Annotated in this window: 24 protein-coding genes and 1 pseudogene; all 25 read right to left on the minus strand. The window is 39.4% G+C overall.

Annotated features, from left to right (window positions below; genetic code table 11):
* Positions 1 to 56 precede the first annotated feature (56 nt).
* On the minus strand, positions 57 to 1,154 hold the full coding sequence (locus MHI34_RS22605) for a prephenate dehydrogenase (RefSeq protein ID WP_342504000.1): 1,098 nt from the start codon (positions 1,152 to 1,154) through the stop codon (positions 57 to 59).
* A complete protein-coding gene (gene hisC, locus MHI34_RS22610) occupies positions 1,151 to 2,251 on the minus strand; it encodes a histidinol-phosphate transaminase (protein WP_342504001.1) in 1,101 nt (366 codons plus the stop codon). The genes MHI34_RS22605 and hisC overlap by 4 nt, the downstream gene beginning before the upstream one ends.
* An 18-nt stretch (positions 2,252 to 2,269) precedes the next feature.
* Positions 2,270 to 2,638 (minus strand): chorismate mutase, encoded by a 369-nt coding sequence (gene aroH, locus MHI34_RS22615; protein WP_036123206.1) that lies wholly within the window; start codon positions 2,636 to 2,638, stop codon positions 2,270 to 2,272.
* Complete coding sequence (aroB, locus tag MHI34_RS22620) at positions 2,635 to 3,726, minus strand: 3-dehydroquinate synthase (RefSeq protein ID WP_342504002.1); 1,092 nt, start codon at positions 3,724 to 3,726, stop codon at positions 2,635 to 2,637. Before aroB ends, aroH begins: the two co-directional genes overlap by 4 nt.
* Before the next feature lie 3 nt (positions 3,727 to 3,729).
* The gene (gene aroC / locus MHI34_RS22625) at positions 3,730 to 4,911 is read right to left on the minus strand and encodes a chorismate synthase (protein WP_036123213.1); all 1,182 of its coding nucleotides are present in this window, start codon (positions 4,909 to 4,911) and stop codon (positions 3,730 to 3,732) included.
* 407 nt (positions 4,912 to 5,318) lie between these two features.
* Positions 5,319 to 6,092, minus strand: a complete 774-nt coding sequence (locus MHI34_RS22630) for a protein-glutamate O-methyltransferase CheR (protein WP_036123217.1) — start codon at positions 6,090 to 6,092, stop codon at positions 5,319 to 5,321.
* 84 nt (positions 6,093 to 6,176) lie between these two features.
* Positions 6,177 to 6,407: a hypothetical protein gene (locus tag MHI34_RS22635; protein WP_016994411.1), complete on the minus strand. Its 231-nt coding sequence runs from the start codon at positions 6,405 to 6,407 to the stop codon at positions 6,177 to 6,179.
* 191 nt (positions 6,408 to 6,598) lie between these two features.
* Positions 6,599 to 8,224, minus strand: a complete 1,626-nt coding sequence (locus tag MHI34_RS22640) for a long-chain fatty acid--CoA ligase (protein WP_342504003.1) — start codon at positions 8,222 to 8,224, stop codon at positions 6,599 to 6,601.
* Positions 8,225 to 8,312: 88 nt separating this feature from the next.
* Positions 8,313 to 9,080: a 3-hydroxyacyl-CoA dehydrogenase gene (locus MHI34_RS22645; RefSeq protein WP_036123227.1), complete on the minus strand. Its 768-nt coding sequence runs from the start codon at positions 9,078 to 9,080 to the stop codon at positions 8,313 to 8,315.
* Positions 9,081 to 9,094: 14 nt separating this feature from the next.
* A complete protein-coding gene (locus tag MHI34_RS22650) occupies positions 9,095 to 10,243 on the minus strand; it encodes a thiolase family protein (protein ID WP_342504004.1) in 1,149 nt (382 codons plus the stop codon).
* A gap of 242 nt (positions 10,244 to 10,485) precedes the next feature.
* Positions 10,486 to 10,611, minus strand: a pseudogene (locus tag MHI34_RS22655) (nucleoside-diphosphate kinase); the annotation flags it as partial.
* Between the two features lie 150 nt (positions 10,612 to 10,761).
* The gene (locus MHI34_RS22660; protein ID WP_058844247.1) at positions 10,762 to 11,508 is read right to left on the minus strand and encodes a hypothetical protein; all 747 of its coding nucleotides are present in this window, start codon (positions 11,506 to 11,508) and stop codon (positions 10,762 to 10,764) included.
* Complete coding sequence (locus MHI34_RS22665; RefSeq protein ID WP_271912774.1) at positions 11,501 to 11,911, minus strand: hypothetical protein; 411 nt, start codon at positions 11,909 to 11,911, stop codon at positions 11,501 to 11,503. Before MHI34_RS22665 ends, MHI34_RS22660 begins: the two co-directional genes overlap by 8 nt.
* A 116-nt stretch (positions 11,912 to 12,027) precedes the next feature.
* Positions 12,028 to 12,444 carry a nucleoside-diphosphate kinase gene (gene ndk, locus MHI34_RS22670; RefSeq protein ID WP_141904065.1) on the minus strand — a complete coding sequence of 139 codons (417 nt, stop codon included), beginning with the start codon at positions 12,442 to 12,444 and terminating at the stop codon, positions 12,028 to 12,030.
* 86 nt (positions 12,445 to 12,530) lie between these two features.
* Positions 12,531 to 13,505: a heptaprenyl diphosphate synthase component II gene (gene hepT, locus MHI34_RS22675; RefSeq protein ID WP_036126761.1), complete on the minus strand. Its 975-nt coding sequence runs from the start codon at positions 13,503 to 13,505 to the stop codon at positions 12,531 to 12,533.
* A 19-nt stretch (positions 13,506 to 13,524) separates the two neighbouring features.
* Complete coding sequence (locus MHI34_RS22680; RefSeq protein WP_036126763.1) at positions 13,525 to 14,229, minus strand: demethylmenaquinone methyltransferase; 705 nt, start codon at positions 14,227 to 14,229, stop codon at positions 13,525 to 13,527.
* Positions 14,230 to 14,244: 15 nt separating this feature from the next.
* Positions 14,245 to 15,012, minus strand: a complete 768-nt coding sequence (locus MHI34_RS22685; protein ID WP_036126766.1) for a heptaprenyl diphosphate synthase component 1 — start codon at positions 15,010 to 15,012, stop codon at positions 14,245 to 14,247.
* 260 nt (positions 15,013 to 15,272) lie between these two features.
* A complete protein-coding gene (gene mtrB, locus MHI34_RS22690) occupies positions 15,273 to 15,491 on the minus strand; it encodes a trp RNA-binding attenuation protein MtrB (protein WP_004232621.1) in 219 nt (72 codons plus the stop codon).
* 62 nt (positions 15,492 to 15,553) lie between these two features.
* Positions 15,554 to 16,123, minus strand: coding sequence for a GTP cyclohydrolase I FolE (gene folE, locus MHI34_RS22695; protein ID WP_036126769.1), 570 nt, complete (start codon positions 16,121 to 16,123; stop codon positions 15,554 to 15,556).
* 290 nt (positions 16,124 to 16,413) lie between these two features.
* Positions 16,414 to 16,887, minus strand: coding sequence for an IS200/IS605 family transposase (gene tnpA, locus MHI34_RS22700; protein ID WP_036129052.1), 474 nt, complete (start codon positions 16,885 to 16,887; stop codon positions 16,414 to 16,416).
* A gap of 192 nt (positions 16,888 to 17,079) precedes the next feature.
* Positions 17,080 to 17,352: an HU family DNA-binding protein gene (locus MHI34_RS22705; protein WP_004232618.1), complete on the minus strand. Its 273-nt coding sequence runs from the start codon at positions 17,350 to 17,352 to the stop codon at positions 17,080 to 17,082.
* 199 nt (positions 17,353 to 17,551) lie between these two features.
* Positions 17,552 to 19,030: a stage IV sporulation protein A gene (gene spoIVA, locus MHI34_RS22710; protein WP_036126772.1), complete on the minus strand. Its 1,479-nt coding sequence runs from the start codon at positions 19,028 to 19,030 to the stop codon at positions 17,552 to 17,554.
* Between the two features lie 93 nt (positions 19,031 to 19,123).
* On the minus strand, positions 19,124 to 19,906 hold the full coding sequence (locus tag MHI34_RS22715; protein ID WP_058844244.1) for a hypothetical protein: 783 nt from the start codon (positions 19,904 to 19,906) through the stop codon (positions 19,124 to 19,126).
* 24 nt (positions 19,907 to 19,930) lie between these two features.
* The gene (locus tag MHI34_RS22720; RefSeq protein WP_008180416.1) at positions 19,931 to 20,143 is read right to left on the minus strand and encodes a DUF2768 domain-containing protein; all 213 of its coding nucleotides are present in this window, start codon (positions 20,141 to 20,143) and stop codon (positions 19,931 to 19,933) included.
* 224 nt (positions 20,144 to 20,367) lie between these two features.
* Positions 20,368 to 21,384: an NAD(P)H-dependent glycerol-3-phosphate dehydrogenase gene (locus tag MHI34_RS22725; protein ID WP_058844243.1), complete on the minus strand. Its 1,017-nt coding sequence runs from the start codon at positions 21,382 to 21,384 to the stop codon at positions 20,368 to 20,370.
* Positions 21,385 to 21,466 lie beyond the last annotated feature (82 nt).

A 21,466-nucleotide genomic window follows, 5' to 3' on the forward strand; every position in this document is an offset into this window, starting at 1 on the left:
CTTTCTTCCCTTCAATATGAAGATAGAAAGCGCCGAAATACCGACGCTTTCTTATGCTATGAAATATACGTTTCGAAATTTGCTCGTTGTTGGATACATGCCGCAGCACGTTCGCGATCATTTTCGCTTTGGAAGCTAATAACGAGAATACCGAAAACATCTTCACGTGATTCAACGATTCGTAGATTCGTAATACTGATCGCTTCATCCGCTAACAAGCCCGTCACTTCTGAAATAACGCCTGGATAGTCAGGAACATCAACATATAAGTCAAATGGCGTATACATGGCCCCTGCACTAATCGGCAATTCATCTCTCAGCTCTTTGGCAACAGAAAAATAGTTTTCAATAGCCTGTGAAGAACCATCCGTCAGCAGTTCCTTAATGCGAGTCATTTCTTTTTCCCAGCCTTCTAACTGAGTAAGTAGCTCCTCACGATTTTGTAGCGTAATATCTCGCCATAAAACGGGGTTCGAGGAAGCAATTCGTGTAACATCACGAAAACCGCCTGCTGCAAGCGAGCGTGTCATCGGGTATTCTCCATTTTCCTCACCTAATTGATGGACCAATGAGGCTGCGATAACATGTGGAAGATGACTCACCACAGCTGTCATATGGTCATGTTCACTCGCAGATACACTGACTACTTTTGCATGTGTAAATTTTAGCAAACTTTCAAGCTTAGCCATATGAACGATTTCTTCTCCAGCAAGCGGCGTCAGCATATAATACGCATTTTCAAAAAGATGCGCCTTTGCAGCCAACACACCACTTTTATGAGAACCTGCCATTGGATGTCCACCAATGAATGTAATGCCAAGCTCACGTAATTCGCTGGCCTTTTGCATAATTAATTTTTTTGTACTCCCAGTATCTGTTATAATGACTTTATTTTTTAATGGCCATGATTTTAATTGCTCCATCCACACAAGTGTTGCATTAACAGGTGTACCAAAGATAATGATATCGACATCTGCCGCAACAGCCTGCGGATCTGTAACAATCTCATGCACAATATTTAATGTTTTTGCATGCTCACGTGTTTGTGTATCCATATCATAGCCAATAATTTTTGTTTCGGGTGCTTTTTGCAAAGCAAGGGCAATCGAACCGCCGATTAAGCCTAGCCCAATAACGAGTACTTTGCGTGTCATGCAAATACTCCTTGCTGTGTTAATACTTCGTCAAGCTGGCTAAGTAATGCTGCATTTTGTGCCTCTGTACCAATTGTGACACGGATAAACCCTTGTAATCCTAGAGCATTGCCACTGCGGACAATAAAGCCTCTTTTCATCAGCTCTTGGAAGACAACATCACTATCAGCTTGAGTATCAAAGAAAATAAAGTTCGTATCAGATGGGAAGTATTTTAAATTATGCTTTTCACAGAATTCTACATATTGCTTTTTGCCGTTTTCATTGGCTTCACGACATGCTTCAATGTAAGCATGATCGCTGAGTGCAATAGCTGCCACAGCTTGACTTAAGATTGTATTATTAAATGGTGCGCGAACAGGATCAAGCTTAGCAATAACGCCAGTTTGCCCAATCGCATAGCCAACACGGAATGAAGCTAGTCCATAGGCTTTAGAGAATGTACGTAATAAAAGTACATTCGGATATTCATCGATGATTGGTAACGTATCCTTATGGCCAGGATGTGTTACATATTCAATGTAAGCTTCATCCAACACGACAAGGACATCGCTTGGTACTTTTGCAAGAAAAGCACGTAATGCCGTATCAGGTATGACAACTCCTGTAGGATTATTTGGACTACATACCCAAACAATCGATGTTTGGTCATCAATTGCAGCTGCCATGCTATCTAAATCGTGGGCACCTTCAACACAAGGAATTTTTCGTACCTCAGCACCTTCAATTTCAGCGTTGTGCCAGTATTGAGAGAAGGAAGGATCCGCCATAATCGTATTGACTCCTGGATACAACAGTGCACGCGTAATAATAGCAATAATGTCGTCAGAGCCGTTGCCAAAAAGAAGCTGTGTTTCCTTGACACCTAGATGATTCGCAACAGCTGTACGTAAATTTTGTGCATAGCCATCTGGATAAAGGGCATGATTCACCGCATTATTTTGTAAATAAGCTGTTACCTTAGGTGAGCACCCAAACGGATTTTCATTCGATGCCAATTTAATGACTTCCTTTAAGCCGTATTCACGTTGTACTTCTTCAATTGGTTTCCCTGGCTTATATGCTTGCATACCGTCCAATTGTTGTTTCCACTTCATCTAAAACATCTCCTCTACTTATTTAGCCTGCGCCAAATCTGGTCTTAATTTCACTGCATCGTTGAGATACAAGTGCTTTACATCTTTTTGGGCTACCTCTACGTTCGCATGAATTAATACACGAATACATAAAGGTAAAGCGTTCGGCACATCCATTTCATGTGTACACATAACAGGGACATATTGCCAGCCGTCCATCAAGCGTACTGCACGGGCAGGAAATGCAGAGGTAATATCTGGCGTTGTAGAAATAAGGATTGATGCAATATCATCGATCTCCACATGATTTGCTGCCACAACCTCACGCACTAATCTTGCTGTCTCATCCCATACAAGCTCTGGCCTGTCCGATTCAATTGTTATTGCTCCTCTAAGTCCACGAATCATACAAGCACCTCCGCTAATAACTGTCTATATTCGGCATCTACTTCTCTGCATTCTTCTAAATCAATGGCTCTCACAAAAGGTTTACCTATCTCTTCCAAAAGAACGAACTGTAAAATGCCATATTCCACTTTTTTATCTTTCATTAAATAACTAGTTAACTGTTCAAATGAATAATCATTCACAGGCTCAAATGGATAGCCATTTTTCACTGCGAACTGTAAAAATGTCTTGGTGAACGCTCGCTCCAGCTTTCCGTAACGCTCGCTTAACAATAGGCTATAGACCAACCCCATCATTACGGCTTCTCCATGTGCTACTTTGCCATAACCAGCTGCCGCCTCAATGGCATGTCCATATGTATGGCCTAAGTTTAAAAATTTCCGAACGGACTGCTCTGTTTCATCCTGAGCTACGATTTGAGCTTTCACTTCAATTCCTTTTTTCAGCTGCTTGGCCAGTTCATTTTGATTAAAATGAATCACTGAATCAGCTGTCATTAATTCCTCTAACCAAATAGAATCAGAAATCATCGCATGTTTAATTAACTCTGCTGTTCCTGAACGCACTTCACGTTCGGATAAGCTTTCGGTAAGAGCCGTATCGTAAATAACACCTTCAGGCTGATAAAATGCACCAATCATATTCTTTCCTAACGGATGATTAATAGCTGTTTTACCACCAACTGCAGAATCATGGGCTAAAATGGTCGTTGGAATTTGAATAAAAGGAATTCCACGCATATAGGTTGCCGCAACGAAGCCTGTTAAATCGCCGACAGCTCCACCCCCAAAAGCAAAAACAAATGATTTTCGCGAGCATTTTTGTTCCAATAAAAATGTTTGAGCAGCATTGTATTGTTCAAAGGTTTTACAAGCTTCACCACCAGGTAAAATAAAAACCTCAAAATCATATGGGAAATTTGCCTTGAAATAATCTCCCTGTGCAGCCCAAACATTGCTATCTGTAAATACGATCAGCTTATCTGCTTTTTGAAGTTTATCTGCAAATGCTTGAACAGCTTCAGTTAGAAATTGATGACCGAGAACAACTTCATACTGATGCGATTTTGTTGCAACTGGTACACGCATAAATCAGAACCCCTTTGTATATTGACGATGCTCGTCAATTTGAGCTTGTAATTGAGGTAGTTGATCACTATGAAATTGCTCCAAAATAGCATTCGCTATTTCCCAGGCAATAACATGTTCTGCAACTACAGATGCTGCGGGTACTGCACAGCTATCAGAGCGCTCAACGCTTGCTTTAAATGGCTCTTTTGTTTCGATATCCACACTTTGTAATGGTTTGTATAATGTAGGAATTGGTTTCATAACACCACGTACGACAATTGGCATTCCTGTTGACATACCGCCCTCTAAACCACCGAGTCGATTCGTTGCTCGTGTGTAGCCCTCTTCTTCAGACCAAATAATTTCATCATGCACTTCAGAGCCTTTACGTCGTGCCATTTCAAAACCTAGACCAAATTCTACACCTTTGAATGCATTGATCGATAGCATGGCTGCTGCTAGTTTCGCATCAAGCTTACGATCATAATGCACATAAGAGCCGACACCTGCTGGCATACCTTCGACAATGACTTCTACAACACCACCGATAGAATCTCCAGCTTTTTTCGCCTCATCAATAGCCTCTACCATTTTGGCAGACGCTACAGGGTCAGCACAGTAACAAGGATCTGCTTCGACAATAGCACGAATTTCTTCTGTTGTTTTTCCTTCTAGTACAGATGTATCTGCCTTAATTCCTACGATTTCAGTCACATGTGCAACAATGGAAATGCCTAATTCATTGAGTAAAGCTTTTGCCACAGAGCCGACTGCTACACGCACAGTTGTTTCACGTGCAGAAGAACGCTCTAATACATTGCGTAAATCACGGTGACCATATTTCATGCCCCCAACTAAATCCGCATGACCTGGACGAGGTCGTGAAATTTGACGCTTAATATCTTCAGGATTAATATCATCTGCTAATGGCTCAGCACCCATAATTTTAGTCCAGTGCTTCCAGTCATCATTTGTTACAACTAGTGCGACAGGAGAGCCAAGTGTTTGACCATGTCGAACACCAGCAACAATCTCTACTGTATCTGTTTCGATTTGCATGCGGCGCCCCCGTCCATGACCTCCTTGGCGTCGTTTTAAATCATGATTAATTTTTTCTGCTGTAATGGGTAAGAGTGACGGTAAACCCTCAATAATTGTCGTTAATTGAGGTCCGTGTGACTCTCCTGCTGTTAAGTAACGCATAAACACTTTCTCCCTTCAACTCGCTAAAGTATGTATTTTTCACTATAACATATATTCTTTAAAAAAACAGTCCTTTTACAAATGTCTTTTCAGTACACCCCATTTCCATCGTTCTAAATGCGAATATTCTGAACGACGTCTATAAAGGAAATCGGTGTACTACTGAAATGGCGTGCTGAATTGTATCCATTACGCTACAGCATAATTGCCGCTGACGTTTCGCCTTCGATACAACATGCATTTGACAAAGTACTCGTTGCACTACTAAAGTGAAGTGCTAAATTTTATAAAAAATACGCCTTTGCTTATGATAAGCGAAAAGCGTATGAAATATCTATGTTTAATACTTGCTTACTATATGTACAAGACTATTTTGGTCGTTTGTACAAAGCTTTTCATCCATATTATTAGCTATTTTTCCGATAGAAGAACGTGTCCTCTACATCAAATTCATAACGTGCTGGATTAAAAATTTGCTCTGTTGAGCCAACAAATAAAATGCCATCTTTGCGCAGGGCTTTACTAAAATTATTATAAATTTGATCTTTTGCATCTTCTGTGAAATAGATCATGACATTGCGACAAACAATTAAATCATAATGGCTGTCGTAGGAATCATTCAGTAAATTATGTTTCTTAAAGGTTACACAACGCTTAATTTCATCCTTCACTCGATAGTAGGAGCCCTCTTGTTCAAAATACTTTGCTTTAATGTCACTTGGCACCTCTGCTAAAGAACGTTCAGGATAAACACCTAATTTCGCTTTTTGTATGACATTCTCATCTAAATCAGTAGCAATAATTTGAATTTGAGATAAAGGCACCAATTGAGATAATACCATTACTAAAGAATATGGCTCTTCTCCTGTTGAACAAGCAGCACTCCAAATTTTTAAACGCTTATTTGTTTGTAATAGCTTCGGCAAGATTTTCTTTTGTAATACTTCCCAACGCTTTCCATTGCGATAAAATTCAGAAACATTAATCGTCATACGATCTAAAAATTCATTCATTAAATCACGATCTTGTTCAAGTGCCTTTAGAAAGTCTACAAAATTACGATAGCCCTTTTTCTCATAAAGAGAGGTTAATCGTCTTTTCATTTGCGCTTCTTTATATAACGCTAAATCTATTCCTGTTTTGCGCTTAATACCTTCTATAAATTGTTCATAATCAGACATATGGTCATCTTCCCCTCTAGCGTCGTATTTCCATTATAGCGGAAAAGTCCCAATCCTGAAATAGTCTTTCTTAGGTAAGCCAATCTACTTGCTTGCATTTTGTTTTTCTTCTAATAGTAACACTTTCGACTGTTCTAATTCTAGGCGCATTTTTTCTGTTTCTATCGTATACGTTTCCAATCTAAGCTTTTCTAACTCTACTTCTTTCTCAACAGCCTTCAGTTTAATTTTTTGTTGTCTTGTGCGAGCGTCTGTAAAAATCCCAGCTAATGAAATAATGACGCCTCCAATAATCGCTACAATGGCAATTGACAATCCATCCACATCCTTTCGTTACTAAGATTATACGGCAAAATGGAAAAAATAGTTTCATTTTTCAGGAATTTATCTTCTTCCAATACAATATTTTTTGCATTAGTCAGTAGTTGTTCAGATGCGCTGATATATAATAAATTTCGCACAAAAAATGAAGGTAGTTTTTCACTACCTTCATGCTAACCATTTTATTAAACTTGTACGCGATACGCCTTTAAATCTTCTCGTAATTTGGCCTTTAGGAATTTACCTACTGACGTTTTCGGTACCTCTTCAATGAAGACGATATCATCAGGAATCCACGTTTTATGGAATTGCTGCTGTAAACTCTCTAGTAGCTCTGCCTTGGTAATCGATTCTTTAAATTCAGGCTTCGCTACCACACATGCTAATGGTCGCTCCAACCATTTTTCATGCGGAATAGCAATAACAGCAGCCTCAAATACTTTTGGATGGGACATCAATGCATTTTCAAGCTCTACAGAAGAAATCCATTCGCCACCACTCTTAATTAAATCCTTTGTACGATCGGTAATTTTTATATAGCCATCTGCTGTCATCACCGCGATGTCGCCTGTATAGAGCCAACCATCTTTAAAGGCTTCATCTGTGCGCTCATCATGATAGTACTCATTAGCAATCCACGGACCTCGAATCGTTAGTTCTCCCATCGTTTTGCCATCCCATGGCACTTCACCATGTTCATTGACTACCCGTGTTTCAATTAGAGGCATGGTCATACCTTGCGTAATTCGAACATGCATTTTCTCATCAGCTGTGTAGTCTTGCATATGGGTTAAATAGGTGGAGAGACTTACGAGCGGTGATGTCTCGGTCATACCATAGCCTGTCATGTAAGGGATATTGAGTTCTTGTTCAAAGCCTCGAATTAGGCCAATTGGTGAGGCAGATCCCCCACAAACAATTAATCGCATCGATGATAAATCACGCGGATTTTGACGTTGCTCCTGTAAAACCCCTAGCCATATCGTAGGTACTCCTGCCGTCAACGTTACTTTATATACGTCAAATAACTCAAGTAAAAGCTGTGGTGTAAACATCGGACCTGGTAAGACCTGTGTAGCACCAAATGCCACACTGGCAAAAGGTAATCCCCATGCATTAGCATGGAACATTGGGACAACTGGTAACACTACATCCGATTCACAAATAGCAATACTATCAGCAAGGCCAGCCGTTAAACTATGAAGAACGATGCTACGATGAGTATAAACAACTCCCTTGGGCATGCCTGTCGTTGCACTTGTATAGCACATGCCAGCAGGTGTATTTTCATCTAAATCTTCTGGGAATACGAAATGTTCATTGGCCTCAGCGAGCAAAGCCTCATAGGAAAGAGCATTTGGGATGGGGATAGATTCGACTGCAACAGCATCTCCCATAATGATAAAATGTTTTACCGTTTTCAGCTGTGACACGATTGGTGCAATAAGTGGTACTAGATTATCATCAATTAGTAATATTTCATCCTCTGCATGATTGATGACATAAGCAATGTGCTCAGGTGCTAACCGAATATTAATCATATGCAGTACTGCTCCTGCACATGGGACTGCAAAATAGGCTTCCAAATGTCGATGGTGATTCCAAGCAAATGTGCCTACCTTCATACCTCGCTCTATTCCAAGCTTGGTAAGTGCATCCGCTAATCGGCGCGTTCGTTTGACATATTCTTTATACGTAAACTCATGAATAGTTGTCGCACTTGTTCTAGAATAAATTTTCTTCGAATGAAAAAATCGTTCTGCGCGATTCAAAAAACTTGTTAATAATAAAGGTGTGTCCATCATATGCATTATACCGCGTCCCTTCATACATCAAATTTTGAAACGACCAAGACTACTAGCTGCGACAAACCACTTCAAAAATTAAATATTGTTGTTGTTACTTAGGCTGCATACGGATCGCACCATCCAGACGAATGACCTCACCATTTAACAAACCATTATGGATAATACTTTCAACTAAAAGGGCATACTCCGAAGGTTTTCCAAGCCGCTTAGGGAATGGTGTCATTTGAGCAAGAGCTGTTCTTGCAGGCTCAGGTAACGAAGCAAACATCGGTGTTTCAATTAAACCTGGCGCGATGGTCATCACACGTACACCGATCTCCGCAAGTTCTCGTGCAATTGGCAATGTCATCGCTGCCACTCCACCCTTTGACGCACTATAAGCTGCTTGTCCAATTTGACCATCAAATGCAGCCACAGACGCAGTATTAATAATAACACCTCTCTGCCCATCCTCATTCGACTCATTGTGCTGCATTTTCTCCGCGACTAGACGGATGACATTAAATGTACCAATTAAATTAACAGTGATCACTTTTTCAAATAAAGCAAGGGCATGTACGCCTCGCTTCGAAATCACTTTACTCGCATCAGCAATGCCAGCACAATTCACCGCTACATTAATCTTGCCAAATGCTGCAATGGCCTGCTCAAGACCTGTTGCCACGTCCTCCTCCTTCGTAACATCCACTCGTGCATAGATGACATTTTGCCCTAATTCCTCTACTAGAGCTTGTCCACGTTCATCATTGACGTCAAAAACAACCGCTTTGCCACCTCGTTCAACAAGGTGACGGACAGTTGCCTCCCCTAAACCTGAAGCACCACCCGTTACTACCGCTACCACTTCATGATGTTTCATCAAACATATCCCCCTTACATTTTTTCGATGATCGTGGCATTTGCCATCCCCATTCCCTCACAGATTGCCAGTAAGCCGTAACGATAATTTTCTCGCTCCATGCGATATAACATAGTCGTTAACAATTTTGTACCAGTTGCCCCTAATGGATGCCCTAATGCAATCGCTCCCCCATCAGGATTGAGCTTCTTCGGATCTCCACCCATGTCCTGTAGCCATGCGAGCGGTACTGGTGCAAAGGCTTCATTTACCTCATATGTGTCGATATCCTCTATGTTGAGACCTGATCGTTCTAGCGCTTTTCTCGTAGCTTCGATTGGCCCTGTTAACATTAATGTTGGATCAGAGCCTACGACCACTCTTGTCACAATTTTAGCAAGTGGCTGAATACCAAGCTCCTGGGCTTTATCCAAGGACATCACCACTACCGCTGATGCCCCATCACTCATCTGACTTGCATTGCCAGCAGTAATAACGCCATCCTCTTGAAAAACAGTTTTTAGCGCATTTAAAATATCGACGGTTGTTTCTGCACGAGGACCTTCATCAACAGTAAATGTTGTCACTGATCCATCCTCCTGTGGAACTCGAATAGGTAGTATTTCATCTTTGAAATGACCTGCTTCAATGGCTGCGATTGCTCGTTGATGGCTTTCATAAGCATAGCTATTGAGCTGTTCTTTTGATAAAGACCATTGTGAGGCGATTTTCTCCGCTGATAATCCTTGATGGATAATATCATATTTCTCCTGTAAGCGTTTGCCAGCATGTGCATTTTGCATGTTTGACCCCATCTGTACCCTTGACATACTTTCCACGCCACCAGCAATGACAATATCCATATCTCCCGCTAGAATGGCCTGTGCTGCAAAATGGACGGCCTGTTGGCTAGAGCCACATTGACGATCAATGGTTACCCCTGGCACACTATCTGGAAAGCCAGCCATCAATAAAGCTGTCCGTGCAATATTCCCCCCTTGTTCAGCTGTTTGCGTTACACAGCCTAATATGACATCATCCACTTGTTCCTTGCCAATCCCTGCTCGCCTTACAGCCTCCTGTAACACATCTGCTGCTAAATCATCCGTTCGAACTTGACTTAATGCTCCCTTGCTACGCCCTACAGCAGTTCGCACAGCTGCTACGATTACCACTTCTCTCATATCCATAACCCCTTTTCCTTGTCATCCCTCACAGTTTATTGACAGGCCTATCAATCTATTCTTAACTTAATTATCAGAATATTACATCTTTAATTGTACAGGAGGAAAAAGCTTTTAACAATTCTATATCTATCTAGAAATAGATAATTTCTCTATTGCCATACTATCTATCCTTACTTTTTAGGCAATAAAAAAAGCAATCCCAAGTAAATTGAGACTGCCTAATCTATTCTATTCGCAAATTAAACTAAATCTTCACCGAAGAATAAGCCAATTTCACGCTCTGCAGAAGCAAGAGAGTCTGAACCGTGGATGATGTTGTGAGAAACAGTTGTTGCGTAGTCACCACGGATTGTACCTGGGTTACTACCAAGAAAATAGTCTATAACTATTGTCTCTGAAATCACTAATATCATGGGTTCTCTGAAATAAACGAAAAAAACTAAATTAGAACTAAGTTTTTTTACCTTCTATTTTCGATTATAAATGAAGTAGATAAGGAAGGTTGTTACACCTTCTTAGTAACTTGTTGAAATTGACGTTAATATTCCATCCTCAATATATAAATACTGATGGTTTGGATAAACCCACTGCTCACTTACACCATTTATATTCTCAGTTTTATTGATTTTTGTTGGTCTACCCCACGTAGTTTTATCTATTATATCCTGCTTAGTCATTCCAATAATTGGTTCACCCATATAAATACCATTTGCTTTATTATATATTTCCATCCATTTTTCTCTACTCATATGCCTATACACTATTTCTATAATTGTATCTGCCATCATTCCATTATAATAATCAGGATGTACTAAACTAGCAACATCTTGTATTTCCCTTTGATCTCCACTAGATAATAGAGGTGTAAAAGATTCACCTACCGATTCTTTTGCTGCATTCCATGTAGTTATTCTCATTTTTGCAAAAGTAAGTAATATATTAAATTCTTCATCCTCTGTATCAACCCCTTGCGAAAGTTTATATGCTTCAATAAATCCTTCATAAGAGTCTGATGAATGCGCACTAGAAATTTTGTTTTTGATTTCTCTTATTAATTCAGTATCCTCCTCTACTACTTCGTTATTAATTTCAGCATCTTCTAAGTTTTCCTCAAATTCCTCATACTCTAATTCTTTACCCTTACTTACATTAGATTCATCATTCGCACTGTCAATCTGATATTCGTTATAAACAAAATATCCAATGACACCTATAGTGACTAATAAAACACAAATAAGTATTGATGCAATTTTGTTATTCATGTGATTTACCCCTTCTTTTTATATGTATTAACAATATTCTACCAAAAGTCGTCATGGAAAAGAAACGCAAATAAAAAAAGAAGGAATTCCCATATTGATAAATTTTTTCATTGTTGATTTCATGGAGAAATTCAACTTTAGTAACTTCAACAAATCGCTTAAAATTATAGTTGTAACTATCAATTGTCCTTGGTCTTAATCCGTTTAGTCGCCATTGTTGATTTAAAATTTGTATGGCATGTTTAATGGTTATATTTCTGTTGTCCAATTCATCAAACGTATCCATTTTAACTATTGAGTTATTGATTTTTGTCACCATTTCTTTCTTTGGTTCTTTTTCAGTTTTGATAGTCAATAAGCTTAAATCAATGTTTGTGTTAACTTTATTGAATGATTTTGACAAATAAAAAACCCCCTAACATTTTTTGTTAGAAGGTAAAAGTTACATCGGAAAAATAGATGATTTTTTTATTGAGTTCTATTCGTAGTTATTTTCGCTACGCTTCTTAGATTCGCAAATTAAACTAAATCTTCACCGAAGAATAAAGCGATTTCGCGCTCTGCAGAAGCAAGAGAGTCAGAACCGTGGATGATGTTGTGAGAAACAGTTGTTGCATAGTCACCACGGATTGTACCTGGGTTAGATTCTTCAGGTTTAGTTGCACCCATCATTGTACGAGCAAGCTTGATTACGTTCTCGCCTTCCCATACCATAGCGAATACAGGACCAGAAGTGATGAAATCAACTAATTCACCAAAGAATGGACGCTCAGCATGCTCAGCATAGTGCTTTTCTGCTAATTCTTTAGGAATTACCATTAATTTAGCACCTTTCATTACAAAACCGCGACGTTCGAAACGGTCAACGATGTCTCCAATTACTTGACGTTCAACGCCGTCAGGCTTAACCATTAAAAAAGTTTGTTCAATTGCCATGTTTAAAACACTCCTTAAATTCGTCTAACAGGTTTTACACCTACCGATAAATATTAACAAAAAATGAGCCTTTATACAACAAAAAGCTAGAATTTGCGCTTACCCATGAACAATGCTACATCACGCAGTTTTTTCTTTACGGGATGTTTTGGTAAAGCATCAATTTCCTGTAAGGCCTTTTTCAAATATTTATCACTCATACGATTAGCTTGCTCAATTGCATGAGATTTACGCACATATTGCAACATATTTTGACGTTCCGGTTCTGTTAATGTGCCTGCAAATACTTTGACTAAGTATGGCTGCATCTCTGGCTCATCTTTCAGCAATAGAATCGGTAATGTAATATTGCCCTGCAATAAATCACTACCTGCAGGCTTCCCTAGCTCCTTATCTGTTGCCATGATATCTAACACATCATCGATAATTTGGAAGCTCATGCCTACAAAGTAGCCGAAGCGTTTTAAATGTCGCACTGTTTTAGCATCAACACCTGCCGCTACAGCCCCTAGCTCACAGCTTGAGGAAATAAGTAATGCTGTTTTGCGTTTGATTCTTCTAAAATAATCTTTTAAGCCTTGATCTAATCTAAATTTATCTTCAATTTGAATGACTTCACCGTTACAAATCTCTACCATGGTACGGGCTAAAATTTGATGAACAAGCGGGTCTTCCAGCTTTGTAATATATTCTAGTGCACGTGCAAAAATAAAATCGCCCGTGTACATTGCTACTCTGTTATTCCATTGTGATTTGACAGTCGGGCGTCCTCTTCGCATATTGGAATCATCAATGACATCATCATGCACAAGTGATGCCATATGAATGAGTTCTAAAGGCACTGCTACATCCTTCATCTTCTCAATGTCATAATCGCCAAATTTTGCACCTAGTAACACAAAAATTGGTCGTATCCGTTTGCCACCAGCTTGTAATAAATGGAGAGAAGCATCGTTGATCAAATATGAAGACGAGTCCACCGCTTTTTCTAACTCTCGTTCAATGATATCGATATCTGATTTCAAATCGGAATAGAGTAGTTTTAACTTCATCTTTTCCACGTGTGAAAACCTTCCCCCATTAACGTACCTTTTTAAAGCCCATATGCATTGCCGCAGCCCCGCCACTGTATGCTTTGTACGTTACTTTTTCTAATCCTGCCTGCTCAAACAATGCCGCTAACTTCTTCATACCTGGGAAATCATTCGCAGATTCCTGAAGCCAAGAATATTCCTTATAGCTTTTCGCAAATATTTTACCAAATATCGGCATTATATATTTAAAATAAAAACGGAACAGTTGACGATAACCAGGAATTTCAGATTGAGATGTTTCTAAACATACCACCATACCACCTGGTTTTACGACACGATGCATTTCCTTCAAGACTTGTAAATAATCAGGTACATTGCGAAGACCAAAGCCAATCGTCACATAATCAAACGTATCATCTGGAAAAGGTAACTCCATCGCGTTTCCATGAATTAGTTCTATTTGCGGGTATGACTGCACCTTTTGTTCGCCAACTTTCAGCATGTTTTGACTAAAGTCGAGACCTTTAACTTCTCCACTTTCACCTACTGCTTCTGCCAAAGCGATTGTCCAGTCTGCCGTGCCACAGCATACATCCAGCGCTTTTGTTCCAGGTTTTACAGCCATATGCTTCATCGTATCGTTACGCCAGCCAACATGCATCTGGAAACTAATTACACCATTCATTTTGTCGTAGTTGTCCGAAATACTCTCAAATACTTCGTGAACGTGTTCTTCTTTCGTTTTAGCCATTTTGAAAAACCTCTCTTATCCGTTAGTAGAAGCAATGGATGCCTCTACGTGTGCATGTAAAGCTTGTTTGATATCACTTTGTAAAAAAGTTGAATGATTGATGATCTGTGATAGCTCTGTTTTTAAATGCACAATTTTTTCCTGGATGACGCTATTAAAGGTTGCGCCATTTTGTCTGACACTTGCTTCAAGTGCCTTACCCATTAAAGACATTTGCCCACGCTGATAAGCCGCCCATTCTCTTTCTAAACGCAAGATTAATAAGCTTTTTTCTATAAGCGGTATATAGTCACTGAAAGAATAAAGACCGAAAAATTGAGCAATTAATCCCGCTTCAATATTACACAACGACGCATACCATTGCTCGATTGTTCGTTGCTCTGCTTCATACACTTTAATCTGGTGTTCACAACGAGCCACTATACCTTGTGACAAATTTCGGATCAATGCGACATTTCCTGACATCGCTAATATTTCATAATAACGACCACTATAAAAATCTCCAGCTAAAACGGTAAGCTGCTGTTCTTTTGATGTTGCATCTATTTCTTTTATATGATCGTGAGCCGCTAATGCTGCATATACAATGCCAACAGTAATTGCAGCCTCTTGTTGCTCTTGTTGCCACTCTTCACCATTCAAAAAAGGGATTAGCAAATAAAACAATTGATTTTCATCTATCACAGGAACTCCTGTGTATTTTTGCAAAGTTCTATGACGAACATCCATGAAAATCTCTGTTTTTAACTGTGCAATTGAATTTTGAATGTATGTTGCATTCATAGACCTTACTCCATTTCACTTTCAGATACGCTAGTCCTATCTAAGACTTAACGCTTGCTTACTGAGTCATTATAGCATATGCAACGATGTGGAATAAAAAAAATTTGCTTTCTTCATAGGACAGGCAGTAAAGCATTCCCATTATTTGATGCGGGAATACTAACTGCCCAGAAACCTCTTACTCAGTTTTTCACAATGATTGTTTTTCTATGTGCCTGTCATACTTAAAACAGGGCAAAACCTATCGAAAGAACTCTTTATTATTTTTTTGCTTCGCTATTGATCACACCATGTGCTGTATGAATTTGTGCTTTACCACGTATTTTCATGGCAGATGTGTGTTCTGTAAATTGAGCAATCATTACTTCGCCGGCATCTAGCTTTTCTGAATGATGGAATTTAGTATCTGTTCCACGAGTTAAACCAATGACATGGACACCATCTTCTTCTGCTTGAATAACAATATAATCTTGTGACATCTTTGTACACTCCTTAAATCCGACAAATTCTTAGTACATCATAACATAATTAGACATGCAATTTAAGACATTTGAATAAATGACAGTACTTCTCTTCGTTTCACTTCATCTTCTTCGTAAATACCACGAGCAACAGATGTTACCGTTTTGGAACCCGGTTTTTTTAGTCCTCGCATTGTCATGCACATATGCTCAGCCTCAATGACCACATAAACGCCTTTTGGTGCAAGCATCTCCATAATTGTTTCCGCTACTGAAGAGGTAATACGCTCTTGCAATTGCGGTCTGCGGGCAATCGTTTCCACTGCTCGTCCAAGTTTACTAAGGCCAGCTACAACGCCGTCATTTGGTATGTATGCGACATGTGCTTTGCCATAGAAAGGTACTAGATGATGCTCACACATCGAATAAAAAGGAATATCTTTGACAAGCACTAATTCTTCATGATCCTCATGAAACACCGTTTTAAAATAATCTTTTGCATCCTCATGCAAGCCGCTAAACATCTCAGCATACATTTTTGCTACACGTTTTGGTGTATCCAATAAACCTTCGCGATTTACGTCTTCACCTACCGCCTCTAAAATCATTTTTACTGCTTCTTCTATTTTTAATAAATCAATATTCGACATCCGAAAAACCCTCCTGCGTATCAAAACATTACACATTTCCCTATGCATCGTAGCACATCCAAAAGGGAAGCGCAAAATGACTTACCTGATTCATTAGAAATTCATTTCTAGCTCAGCAAATTCCCGTATTAATGTTATGTAAAATGAATTTTAACGTTAATCAGAACCACCAGTATAACTGGTGGTTTGCTCTGCGCGTGAAACGCTGGGGTACTGGCCCATGTCTAAAGACATTCTGAATGGTCTGCCAACCGCACTCCGTTTTCACACAAACCGCTAAAGCGGCTTACTTATTTTTTCTTTCTCTTGATTTCTTCTCCTGTGAATGGGTCAATGAATTCTTTCATCGTCATTTGATCTTGCAGGATATCTTCTTGTAATTGATTTTTTATATACTCTTGTATCTTTTTCTTATTTCGGCCGACTGTGTCCACATAGTATCCTCGACACCAGAATTGACGATTACCGTATTTATACTTTAAATTTGCATGTCGGTCGAAAATCATTAGACTACTCTTCCCTTTTAAATAACCCATGAACGCAGATACACTCAATTTCGGAGGAATACTTACCAACATATGAATATGGTCAGGACAGGCTGTTGCCTCTATGATTTCTACATCTTTTCTTTCACATAATTGGCGCAATATTCTTCCAACATCTGCTTTAATTTGACCATAAATAATCTGCCTTCTATACTTTGGCGCAAAGACGATATGATACTTACAATTCCACGTTGTATGTGCTAAACTTTTATTATCCATTTATGGTGGCTCCTTTCGTACGAAGTCGGTTGACTAGACCTGACTTTATTGTACGTTTGGAGTTTTTTTATTGTCCATAGCTAAAAGCTTTCCGGAACCCCCTGCATAGCAGGGGGTTTTCAAAGCACACAAAAAGAGCAGCCTTCATGTTCGTTAACATGAAGACTGCTCTATGTAACTACTAGACGTGTATTATTTTACCGCGTCTTTAAGCGCTTTACCTGGTTTGAAAGCAGGCACCTTGCTAGCAGCGATTTCGATTTCTTTACCAGTTTGTGGGTTACGACCTTTACGAGCCGCACGTTCACGTACTTCAAAGTTACCAAAACCAATTAATTGTACTTTGTCACCCTTTGCAAGAGCATCTTGAATTGTATCAAATACAGCTTCAACTGCTTTAGAAGCGTCTTTTTTAGAAAGACCTGCAGCTTCAGCAACAGAGTTTACTAATTCTGTTTTATTCACACCATTCACCTCCTCTCAAAGGGTCATGAACCAATTCTGTAAAAAGAGTAACACATAGAAAACCGCTACGCAACTGTATTCATACATGATTATAACCAAAAAATCAGTTTTTCACCCAAAAAACAAAAATAAAAGGACTTTTCGCATAAAAACGAAAAGCCCTTCACCTATTTTTCGTACTTTTTTTTGATTTTTATCACTATAAAATAAATGTCACTAAACCTCGATCACCTTCGTTGACCATACGTTCAATCGTTTGACGCATACGTTTTTTAGCAGTAGATGGAACTGCATCCATTTTATAGCGTATTCCTTCTTTTAATACTTCGTGTAGTGGCGTTCCAAAAAGCTGTGTATTCCATAATGCATCACGATCATGTAAATAAGCATGATTTAAATCTTTTAGCAGTTGCTGACTATGGAATTCCGAACCGATTAACGGTGCAAACTCAGATTCCATATCTACACGGATAATATGGTAAGATGGCGCCTTTGCTTTCATTCGTACACCAAAGAAATTATTTTGCTTAATGAGCTCTGGTGCTGTTGGCTCAAATTCTTGCATCATCGGCAATGTCACACCATAACCTGACGTATCAGCATCATGAATCGCACTTTTGAAGCGTTTTTGGGCTTCTTTTGCCTCTGCCGCCTCTTTAATAAAGAGCAGCCAATCCTTTTTCGTTTCAATCGGCTCTTCTAGCCATTCATTACAAACCGATTTGTACAATTCGCCCTGTAGGGATACACGAATTACCGCCGTTCCCACACCAGCATCTACATGAACGACTTCACTTTGATCGATAAAATCAATGGCTTTAAAGGCATCTGACGCCTGTTGCACATCCCGAATTTTCATTACAGAAGAGAGTACTTCCTCCATGGAATCAATCAAGGCAACATTTAATGGGTGTGTAGCATCTAAAACGTCCAGCCAATCTGGTTTTTCCACCTCAATTGTACGGATAGGAAACTCAAATAACGCCTCTTGTAAAATATATTGAATATCCGTTTCCCTCATTTGGTCAATCGCCATGGCAATAACAGGCACATTGTAACGTTCAAACAATTCATTGCGAAGCTGAACCGTTTCCTCTCTCGCTGGCATTTGGCAATTCAGAAGGATGACAAAAGGCTTGCCGATTTCTTTTAACTGTTCAACAATTTCCTCTTCTGCCTTCTCTGCGGCACGGCGACTGATTCCGTTAACGGTACCATCAGTCGTAACAACAATACCGATATTCGCATGGTCACGAATCACCTTATCTGTGCCAATTTTAGCGGCTTCCTGAAATGGAATTGGCTCTGTATGCCAAGGCGTATGAACATATTTAGGACCGTTTTCATCTTCATAGCCCTTTGTCCCATCAATAATATAACCAACACAATCTGCTAAACGAATTTGGAATGGCATCTCATCTTCGCCGACCACAATACGGGTTGCTTGAGCAGGCACAAACTTCGGCTCAGCAGTCATAATGACAGGCCCCGGAGAACTTTGTGGCAACTCATCTTGTGCTCGCATTCTTTCTGTTTCATCCACAATATTTGGTAACACGACTGATTCCATTACCTTTTTTACAAATGTTGATTTACCTACACGTACTGGACCGACAACACCAATATAAACATCGCCATTTGTGCGCTCTGCAATTTCTCTAAATACTGCTTCACTCAAGGTTTCTGCCTCCTTTATCTACGCTTTTTCACTATATGCAAGCTTGTAGACAAATATGAAAAAGCCCCTCACAAATGTAAGGAGCTTTGTTTCTTATTCTTCTTTTTTCTCAGCGGCTTCTGCCTCTTGTTTTTGTCGTTCTTTCGCCTTTTGGACATCTACACTATACGTTTCCATATCATAAATTGGCTCACCATTATCATCCACTGTATAGGGAACAGAATAAGCAGGCACTACAGGATATTTGTCGACAAGTAACTGACGAATATCATCACCAGGTTTGACATCAGGCTTGTCTTCTTTTAAAAGTTGTCCTAAATCCACAGAATAATCCACATGCAATTCACCGTCACCTGTCATAAAGAGCGGTAATTCGACGCCAGAATAAGGACTTTTCACTGTCACATCTGTTTTATAGCCCAAATCTTTATAATTAATTTGATAAACATTATCGGACATTGAACCTTTGATTGGCAAATACTGTGTAGATAGTTTACGAATACCTATTTCACGTATACGCTCAGCCGCATTTAAATCTACTAATTTGACCGTCGCTTGATCTTCAGGATCCCAAATAATATATTGATATATACCGCCTTTTTCATAGGCATTACCAGGAATTGTCGTCAAATACTTCGGCATAAGCTTTTCAAAGTCGATTAAGTATTTGATATAAATGTCTGTATCAAGTTCACTATTTTTAATTGGTACTAGCCCACCAGTTGCTTCGCGGTATTCATTCACGGCACGTTGAACTGCAGCTAACTGGTCGACATCAGGTGTGACCTTTGCCCTTTTTTCGTCTTCTGGGTACGCACACCCTACTAACAGTATGGCAGTTGCAAATACCAACAGAAAAGCACTTAGTTTTTTCATGTTACTGAACACCTCATTAATTTTTTATGCTGGCCATGTGGCAACTATTAGTACCATTAAAAATGTGCCAAGTCCAAACAGTATGTATGCACATAAATTTACGATTGTTCGTAAAAATACATTTGAAATCTTATTCCGAGCTAAATAAATTAAGCCGACTGATATTATCATAAAGCCTATACAATAAAACGACACCCACATTACATCCAGTGCAGGCATATGAGCTAACGGGCCCATTTCAAATAACCACCTTTCGTTCAATGTCAAGAAACAATCAAAGTATATTATACTATGTGCCTTCGCTAAAAAGAAATAGTTGTCCCATAACTATCAAGAAATGGACAACTCTTTTACAGTGCTTGCACTATTCAACTAATAGCACACAATAAGGCGTCTCAACAGATTCGTTGAGACACCTTATTTATGTCCGTTTTATGACAGATTTAATCAAAAAATTAATATTAATGCTTCATATCATCTATTTCTCGTTTTTTCATACGCATCATTAATGCGTCAACCGCCACTTTCGGTTCAACATCATTAAATAGAACACTATAAAGCTCTGTGGAAATCGGCATAGCCACACCATACTTTTCTGCTAATTGATAGGCTGCCTTTGTGGTACGTACACCTTCTACAACCATGCCCATTTGATCTAACACTTCTTGTAGCTTCATCCCTTGCCCTAGCATATTCCCAGCTCGCCAGTTTCGGGAGTGAACGCTTGTACAGGTTACAATTAAATCTCCCATGCCTGTAAGCCCTGAGAAGGTAAATGGATTACCGCCCATTTTTACACCTAAACGTGTAATCTCCGCAAGTCCTCGTGTAATAAGTGCTGCTTTCGCGTTATCACCATAATTCAAGCCATCTGTAATACCTGCAGCTAATGCAATGACATTTTTCAGTGCCCCACCAATTTCTACACCGATCACATCATCGTTTGTGTAAACACGGAAAAATTGATTCATAAATAAATCCTGAACTTTTTCAGCAGCGTCTATGTTAGCACAAGCAGCAGTAACCGTTGTCGGGTGGTGCAGCACAACTTCCTCGGCATGACTTGGTCCGGAAAGAACGACAATTTCTTCCACATTTTCAGCTGGCAAACTTTCCGCTAAAATTTCAGAAATTCGTTTTAATGAATCTGGCTCAATCCCTTTAGAAACATGGACAAATAACACTTTTCTAGCTAGTTTAGCCGTTAATTTCTCACAAACTTCTCGAATAGCTTTCGTAGGAACAGCCACAACAATAGTCTCTGCATGCGTAGCTGCCATTGCTATATCACTCGTCGCATGTAAATTTGCAGGCAGAACGGTCTCTGGTAAATATTTTTTATTCGTATGCAGATGGTTGATTTCTTCTGCCTGATTAGCTCTATGTGTCCATACAAGCGTATCATGTCCATTTTCCGCTAGTACCATCGCCAGTGCAGTACCCCATGAGCCTGCCCCTAACACACAAACTTTTTCCATAAAAAATCCTCCCTTTGTTGGGTTGTCTATAATAATTTCTGTTCTTGTAAAAAGACGCCACCCAACAAATATGTCGGGTTGG

The organism is Lysinibacillus sp. FSL L8-0126 (genome assembly GCF_038630385.1).
GTDB classification, from domain to species: Bacteria; Bacillota; Bacilli; order Bacillales_A; family Planococcaceae; genus Lysinibacillus; species Lysinibacillus fusiformis_D.

What these genes read in the sequence shown, in the direction of transcription:
- ndk (WP_141904065.1), bottom strand. Translation starts at nt 12,444, where the DNA reads ATGGCAATTGAACAAACTTTTTTAATGGTTAAGCCTGACGGCGTTGAA.
- MHI34_RS22680 (WP_036126763.1), bottom strand. Translation starts at nt 14,229, where the DNA reads ATGGCTAAAACGAAAGAAGAACACGTTCACGAAGTATTTGAGAGTATT.
- tnpA (WP_036129052.1), bottom strand. Translation starts at nt 16,887, where the DNA reads ATGGATAATAAAAGTTTAGCACATACAACGTGGAATTGTAAGTATCAT.
- mtrB (WP_004232621.1), bottom strand. Translation starts at nt 15,491, where the DNA reads ATGTCACAAGATTATATTGTTATTCAAGCAGAAGAAGATGGTGTCCAT.
- aroH (WP_036123206.1), bottom strand. Translation starts at nt 2,638, where the DNA reads ATGATTCGTGGACTTAGAGGAGCAATAACAATTGAATCGGACAGGCCA.
- MHI34_RS22605 (WP_342504000.1), bottom strand. Translation starts at nt 1,154, where the DNA reads ATGACACGCAAAGTACTCGTTATTGGGCTAGGCTTAATCGGCGGTTCG.
- MHI34_RS22725 (WP_058844243.1), bottom strand. Translation starts at nt 21,384, where the DNA reads ATGGAAAAAGTTTGTGTGTTAGGGGCAGGCTCATGGGGTACTGCACTG.
- MHI34_RS22630 (WP_036123217.1), bottom strand. Translation starts at nt 6,092, where the DNA reads ATGTCTGATTATGAACAATTTATAGAAGGTATTAAGCGCAAAACAGGA.
- aroC (WP_036123213.1), bottom strand. Translation starts at nt 4,911, where the DNA reads ATGCGTTACTTAACAGCAGGAGAGTCACACGGACCTCAATTAACGACA.
- folE (WP_036126769.1), bottom strand. Translation starts at nt 16,123, where the DNA reads ATGTCGAATATTGATTTATTAAAAATAGAAGAAGCAGTAAAAATGATT.
- MHI34_RS22660 (WP_058844247.1), bottom strand. Translation starts at nt 11,508, where the DNA reads ATGAATAACAAAATTGCATCAATACTTATTTGTGTTTTATTAGTCACT.
- hisC (WP_342504001.1), bottom strand. Translation starts at nt 2,251, where the DNA reads ATGAAGTGGAAACAACAATTGGACGGTATGCAAGCATATAAGCCAGGG.
- MHI34_RS22650 (WP_342504004.1), bottom strand. Translation starts at nt 10,243, where the DNA reads ATGAGAGAAGTGGTAATCGTAGCAGCTGTGCGAACTGCTGTAGGGCGT.
- MHI34_RS22640 (WP_342504003.1), bottom strand. Translation starts at nt 8,224, where the DNA reads ATGCATATGATGGACACACCTTTATTATTAACAAGTTTTTTGAATCGC.
- MHI34_RS22715 (WP_058844244.1), bottom strand. Translation starts at nt 19,906, where the DNA reads ATGAAAAAACTAAGTGCTTTTCTGTTGGTATTTGCAACTGCCATACTG.
- MHI34_RS22685 (WP_036126766.1), bottom strand. Translation starts at nt 15,012, where the DNA reads ATGAATGCAACATACATTCAAAATTCAATTGCACAGTTAAAAACAGAG.
- aroB (WP_342504002.1), bottom strand. Translation starts at nt 3,726, where the DNA reads ATGCGTGTACCAGTTGCAACAAAATCGCATCAGTATGAAGTTGTTCTC.
- MHI34_RS22720 (WP_008180416.1), bottom strand. Translation starts at nt 20,143, where the DNA reads ATGGGCCCGTTAGCTCATATGCCTGCACTGGATGTAATGTGGGTGTCG.
- MHI34_RS22645 (WP_036123227.1), bottom strand. Translation starts at nt 9,080, where the DNA reads ATGAAACATCATGAAGTGGTAGCGGTAGTAACGGGTGGTGCTTCAGGT.